This is a genomic window from Chamaesiphon polymorphus CCALA 037, from assembly GCF_003003845.1.
In the GTDB taxonomy this organism is placed as follows: domain Bacteria; phylum Cyanobacteriota; class Cyanobacteriia; order Cyanobacteriales; family Chamaesiphonaceae; genus Chamaesiphon; species Chamaesiphon polymorphus.
On the sequence record NZ_PVWO01000385.1, the window covers coordinates 1 to 5,688 of the forward strand.

Sequence of the window (5,688 nt, forward strand, 5' to 3'; positions counted from 1 at the left end):
AGACTCGTGTATACACCAGCCCAACAGCTTCCAGACGATCGCACAGTTGCGATTCCCTAATTGCACATAAATAACGACCAACATGTCACTCAACAGGAGTTCGATATGCAAAGTATTACCCTCGAAAATATCACTCAAGCCGTTATCGATCGCGTAGATCGCGGCACATCTCACCCGCGACTGACACAAATTTACACTCATCTGATTCAACATCTGCACGATTTTGTCCGCGAGGTCAATCTGACGGAACCTGAATTGCAGCAGGGACGCGATTTTATTAACCAGGCAAGTCATCATACTCAAGAGATTCCCACTGGGGAAATCCATATGTTGACGGATCTGCTGGGCATCTCAGAGTTGGTAGAACTGCTGCACGATACCCATCGCGGCACGGAAGCCAATTTAGAAGGCCCGTTGTATGTGCCAAATGCACCCGCACGGCAGATGGGCGAGCGTTTAGGGGTCGATCCAGCGGGCGAGGCACTGTTCCTATCAGGTCGCATTTTGGATTTAAATGGTCAACCGATCGCCAATGCCCTCATTGATGTTTGGCAGCCCAATTCTAACGGACTGTACGACATTCAAGATCCTTCTCAGCCGCAGTGGAATTTCCGAGGGCGGTTTACCACCGATGCCAGTGGCAAGTATGCCTTGGAAACCGTCGTACCGAAGGGATACAAAGTGCCATCCAGCGGGCCGTCTGGCGAGTTGCTGCGACTGCTGGGACGGCATCCTTGGCGGGCGGCGCATATTCATTTCAAATTGAGTGCTCCAGAATGCGCCCCATTGACTACTCAAATTTATATCGACGGCGATCCTTACCTAGATTCAGATACAACCTTTGCCGTCCGATCGGCGATCGTCCGATTGCAACAGCATGAAGCACCTGAAGAACTTCAGGCGCGAAATCAAAGTAAGCCGTTTTACACGACTGAGTTTGACTTTGTGCTACAGCCATCCACAGAAGAGCGTCCAGCAACGGATCGATCGCACGACTACGCCATCCACTGAAGATCGTCCGATCGAATATCGATACTTTAAAACAACAATTAACCGAGGAATTCTTGACATGGATAACGTAATAACTCAAGCCAATCCACACACCTCAACAGCTCCCAAAATCACCTTGATTCCCAGTAACTCATTGTTGACTGAGACACCGGAAGCGGGACGGCAATTGGCAGTTGAAATGGCACGGCTAATTATTAAACTAACTCAGCCGGACGAAGAAAAACGCAAGCAGATTCGAGCTACTTATGGTAATGATGCCATGATGCTAATTGCTGCTGGACAAACGGTGGCAACTGAGTTTGCCACGATCGCTGCTGCTAATAATTACTGGCATAAATGAGTGGATAATTACATTCGACAAAATCAATGGAGAAACCGATGAAAAATAAAATACCGCTCTCTCAAGATTCCAGGCTTGAAGCACTATTGTTGCAACGGGGAGAAGATATCGGCACGGTAGGATTGAGAGATTTAAACCGTTATTATGCTCTGCTCAACCACCATTTATTAGAACTCTGTCTGACTAGCAATGAAGCCAATCTGATTTGCGAAGCCTTGAAAAATTATCGATTTGAGGAAGATCCCGATCGAGCGATCGCGATTTGGAAACAAATTGATACTGCTATTCAACAAGATCGTCTCGATCTCAAATGGAGTGTCAACAGTACTTTGATTGGCAAACTTAAAGTGATAAACCATCTCCAAGCTGTTGCCATAGTTGATGCGGTGGAGCGGTATTGGATTGAAGAACGATCCGATCGACCTCACAAATCTTCAGAAAACAAATTGTTTCAAACAGATTTGATTAAATGTTGCGATTCAGCATTATAATTACTCTCTTCCCACCAGAAAAATATAGATCTTATCACGATTCAGTTACTCATACAAATGTCCATTTTTGAACCGCAGAGGCACAAAGAACGCAGAGGATAAAGAACAAAGCCTAATCTATAGTCTTGGAGCGGGAAGGGAGTAGTAGTCCAGAATCACCAGAGTTTGTAAAATCATGAAAAATATAACTGAATCTTCCGATCGATCTTTTACTACCACATTATCAGATTTAATTGAATATCCTGCTAGTGGTATCTTTCGTAAAACCTTGCTAAAAGACAACAATGTTGAATACAATTTACTGTGTTTAGTTGCAGGCAAAGAACTTAACGAACATACTGCCAGTCGAAATGCAGTCATCACAGTAGTAGAAGGCAGTGGAAATCTCAATTTAGCAGGAAAAGATATTGCTTTAGTGCCTGGAGTATTTATATTTATGCCCGCTCGCACGCCTCATGCAGTGCAAGCGCGATCGAATTTAGCATTTATGTTAGCTCTTTCCGAATAGTCCTAATTATTAGAGCGGTAAATTCGTCAGAGCGATCGCAGCAACTTGCCAGGTAAAACTATTGGAATTGGGAGTAAAGATCGTGAAAATTTTGATTCGGGCGATCGTCGGTTTTTTCGCATTCATTGTCGATGTCGTTTATGGCAATCGTCCCTACTCGCGATTTTATCTGCTAGAAACGATCGCTCGCGTACCGTACTTTTCATTTTTATCTGTACTGCATCTCTACGAAACTTTGGGGTTTTGGCGCAAAGCTGACTGGTTGAAGGTTCACTTTGCCGAAACCTGGAACGAACTGCATCATCTATTGATTATGGAGTCATTAGGCGGCAATCGCTACTGGATCGATCGATTTGTCGCTCAACACGTTGCCTTTGCTTATTACTGGATCGTCGTACCGATTTACATGCTGCTACCCAAGTCTGCCTATTATCTGATGGAGTCGATCGAAAATCATGCCTTTCATACCTATGACGAATACTTAAAAAGTCATGAAGCCGAACTAAAAGCTCAACCCGCACCCCAGATTGCCATTAACTACTATTGCGATGGCGATCTCTACATGTTCGATGAATTTCAGACTACTAATCCAAGTCGTGAATTTCGTCGTCCCAAAGTGGATAACCTCTACGATGTGTTCGTTAATATTCGCGATGATGAATCCGAACATGTCAAAACAATGGTGGCACTGCAACAACCAGCAGCATGGTTGACTTTTCACAGTCCCCATACTGTTGTCGAACTGACTCCTGTTGAAGATAAATCTCAAGTCTTAGCTCCAAACATGAGAGGGTGTCTGAAAAGCATAGATCTAAATCCCCCCAGCCCCCTTAAGAAGGGGGAGTAAGAGTCAAAGTCCCCCTTCTTAAGGGGGATTTAGGGGGATTTAGATCTACGATCGAAGCCAATAAGACTTTTCAGACACCTTCTGAGCTACATCAAAGATAATATCGAAATTTAATGTCAAAGTAATTATATCGAAATATTATTTAGAGACATCGATCGGATCGGGAGATTGACATGACTTTAACAACAGTAACCGCAAACACATCTCAAATAAAGACTCTTGCCAAACTCTATCTAGAAGGTAAACCAGCCGAAATTTCTAGCGCAACTATTACTCAACTTTGTGATTGGTTGATGGATGAATTTCATCAATTGCCCATAGATCTCCGATATTCCGACTACATGCGATATGCCAACGCAGAAGAAATGTTTGCAGATATTCAACAAGGTTATCTGTGGGTATCTGCTGAAAATTACGATGCTGCCGTTTATCCCAATCCTGTCTATGGATTTATTTTTCAAGGAATGCACGATTACGACCATTTTTTAACAAATAGCGACTTCAGCCTCGCTGGAGAAATCGTCGCTTACAACTTCACAATAAAACGCGTACCTAGTTTAGAGATCCAAAAGATTATTTACTCCGAAGTTATCTTGCGAACGGCTGCCTATCTTCAGCTAGGACATGCGGCTGCTCCTAAAATTGTTTTTCCATAATATGCGATCGATGGAAGTGAATTAATATGTTAGAAGAATCTTTAGAAAATGTGACTCCAACAGCACCCGCAACCGATCCCCCCAGTGCGAAAAAAGCTGTTAAGGAAAAACCACCCGCAGTTGAATCAAAACCTTTTGCTGAATTTATTCAACAAGACTATTTCCCTGCGTTGACAAAAGCTTTAGCCGAGCGAGGCGTAACCGATCTCCATGTTGCGCTGGAGCGGTCTAAAATCGCCGTTAAGGGGTTTGAAACTGCGCCAGAATGTTCTCAAGTCATCGGTAGCTGGAACGGTGGTAAACGCCAATTTAATATCTATTTCTTGGACGATGATATTCAAGGTCAACGGGCAATTTCCTGTGTCGATTTCGGACATATTGCCAGCACGATCGAGTCTTTCCTCGTCCTCGATCGCAAAATGACGCTCGATCTCCTCGTTTTAGGATTGGTACTTCGGCTCAACAGTCAGAAATGGTTGCTGAGAAATTAGATATATTCATCTATTTTAATTTCTCGAATCGCTCTCATGACTATGCAATCCACTGAAAATCATCCGCTCGTTGGAATCTGGAAGTTATTGTCGGCGATCGGGATCGATCCAGATGGCACGATCGATCCCGATGTGTATGGAGCTAATCCTATTGGCTACATTACCTACACTGAGACAGGGAAAATGATGGTGATGTTTTCCAGAAGCGATCGCCCACCATTGAGTCGAGCTGTGAAATCGCCATTCGATCGGGAGATCTATTCCATCCCCATTGAAGAATGTGGGCAGGCATTTTTAAGCTTCAATGCTTACGCAGGACGGTATCAAATTAACGGCGACACGATTACTCACTTTGTGGAGATCTCCTCCATTCCCAATCGAGTCGGGACGCAGTTAGTGCGGACATTTACCCTGAATGGAAATCACTTCACATTAACAACTCCGTCCACCCCGATCGATGGCGTTCTGAAAGTTTTTAAACTGATGTGGGAGAGATTTTGATGACTGCAAATGCTGCCCTACAGCCTATTCATGCCCCAGTGCCTCATCGCATCAGGCAGATCGTGTTCGCGATTTTGGTAGTTACTTGCGGCGCAGGCATTGCCAATGTTTTCGGTCGGTTCGAGCAACTGCGCCATCTGGCAGCCACCTACTATCATCCCTACCTGATTCAAGCTGGTCTATCGGATAACTTCTATATTTGGTACTTCTTATCCTCCGAAACGCTGTTGGCACTGACCTTTGCCGTGACTGGTGGCATCATCGCACTGCATCGATCGACCACCTATGTAACACTATTTGCAGCGATCGCCCTGATGTTATTTGGAGTCACGGTGCCGCCACCCATGCACGCGCTCGTGACGTTGCAAGGTTCCATTCATCCGCTGCTGTGTTTTGTCCATGCCATCGGATTCGCGCTATTTGTAATTTTTCTCTACATTTTTCCCGATGGTCGATTTGTGCCTCGGTGGACGGTGATACTGTCGATCGTTTTGATTGGCTGGTCGTTGATGTGGCCATTTTATCCACCGTTAAATCCTTACCGATGGACTCATGCACTGCCCTTTCTGGTGCTCAACTTCTGGTTTGCCACAGGCATCGGCATTCAGATCTATCGCTACACGCATATTTCCAGTCCGGTGCAACAGCAGCAAACTAAATGGGTCGTGTTTGGATTGACTGCTGCCGTGTTGGGCGACTTTATCACTCATATTGCCTGGTATATTTTTCCATCCTTACAGAGAGGCCCAGATTGGTTGTTGCAAGTGGCACACCAGCCATTTTTTATTGCTTCGCAGTTACTCGCACCATTGGCGATCGCGGTGTCGATTCTCCGCTTTGGGC

The 5,688-nt window shown here is 44.9% G+C and carries 9 protein-coding genes; all 9 read left to right on the forward strand.

Features of this window, described 5'->3' with window-relative positions:
* The first annotated feature begins 105 nt into the window (after positions 1-105).
* Positions 106-1,011: a dioxygenase family protein gene (locus C7B77_RS22400; RefSeq protein ID WP_106310118.1), complete on the forward strand. Its 906-nt coding sequence runs from the start codon at positions 106-108 to the stop codon at positions 1,009-1,011.
* A gap of 58 nt (positions 1,012-1,069) precedes the next feature.
* Entirely contained in the window at positions 1,070-1,351 is a 282-nt protein-coding gene (locus tag C7B77_RS22405; protein ID WP_106310102.1) for a hexameric tyrosine-coordinated heme protein, read from the forward strand.
* A 38-nt stretch (positions 1,352-1,389) separates the two neighbouring features.
* Positions 1,390-1,842 carry a hypothetical protein gene (locus C7B77_RS22410; RefSeq protein ID WP_146138457.1) on the forward strand — a complete coding sequence of 151 codons (453 nt, stop codon included), beginning with the start codon at positions 1,390-1,392 and terminating at the stop codon, positions 1,840-1,842.
* 175 nt (positions 1,843-2,017) lie between these two features.
* Entirely contained in the window at positions 2,018-2,350 is a 333-nt protein-coding gene (locus C7B77_RS22415; protein WP_106310107.1) for a cupin domain-containing protein, read from the forward strand.
* A gap of 91 nt (positions 2,351-2,441) precedes the next feature.
* A complete protein-coding gene (locus tag C7B77_RS22420) occupies positions 2,442-3,197 on the forward strand; it encodes an alternative oxidase (protein WP_106310121.1) in 756 nt (251 codons plus the stop codon).
* Between the two features lie 173 nt (positions 3,198-3,370).
* A complete protein-coding gene (locus tag C7B77_RS22425; protein ID WP_106310110.1) occupies positions 3,371-3,853 on the forward strand; it encodes a transposase in 483 nt (160 codons plus the stop codon).
* A 26-nt stretch (positions 3,854-3,879) separates the two neighbouring features.
* A complete protein-coding gene (locus C7B77_RS22430; protein WP_106310113.1) occupies positions 3,880-4,344 on the forward strand; it encodes a DUF2996 domain-containing protein in 465 nt (154 codons plus the stop codon).
* Positions 4,345-4,380: 36 nt separating this feature from the next.
* Entirely contained in the window at positions 4,381-4,845 is a 465-nt protein-coding gene (locus C7B77_RS22435) for a lipocalin-like domain-containing protein (RefSeq protein WP_106310115.1), read from the forward strand.
* The coding region (locus tag C7B77_RS22440) for a hypothetical protein (RefSeq protein ID WP_146138458.1) at positions 4,845-5,688 on the forward strand (844 nt) is incomplete at its 3' end. The genes C7B77_RS22435 and C7B77_RS22440, both read left to right, overlap by 1 nt.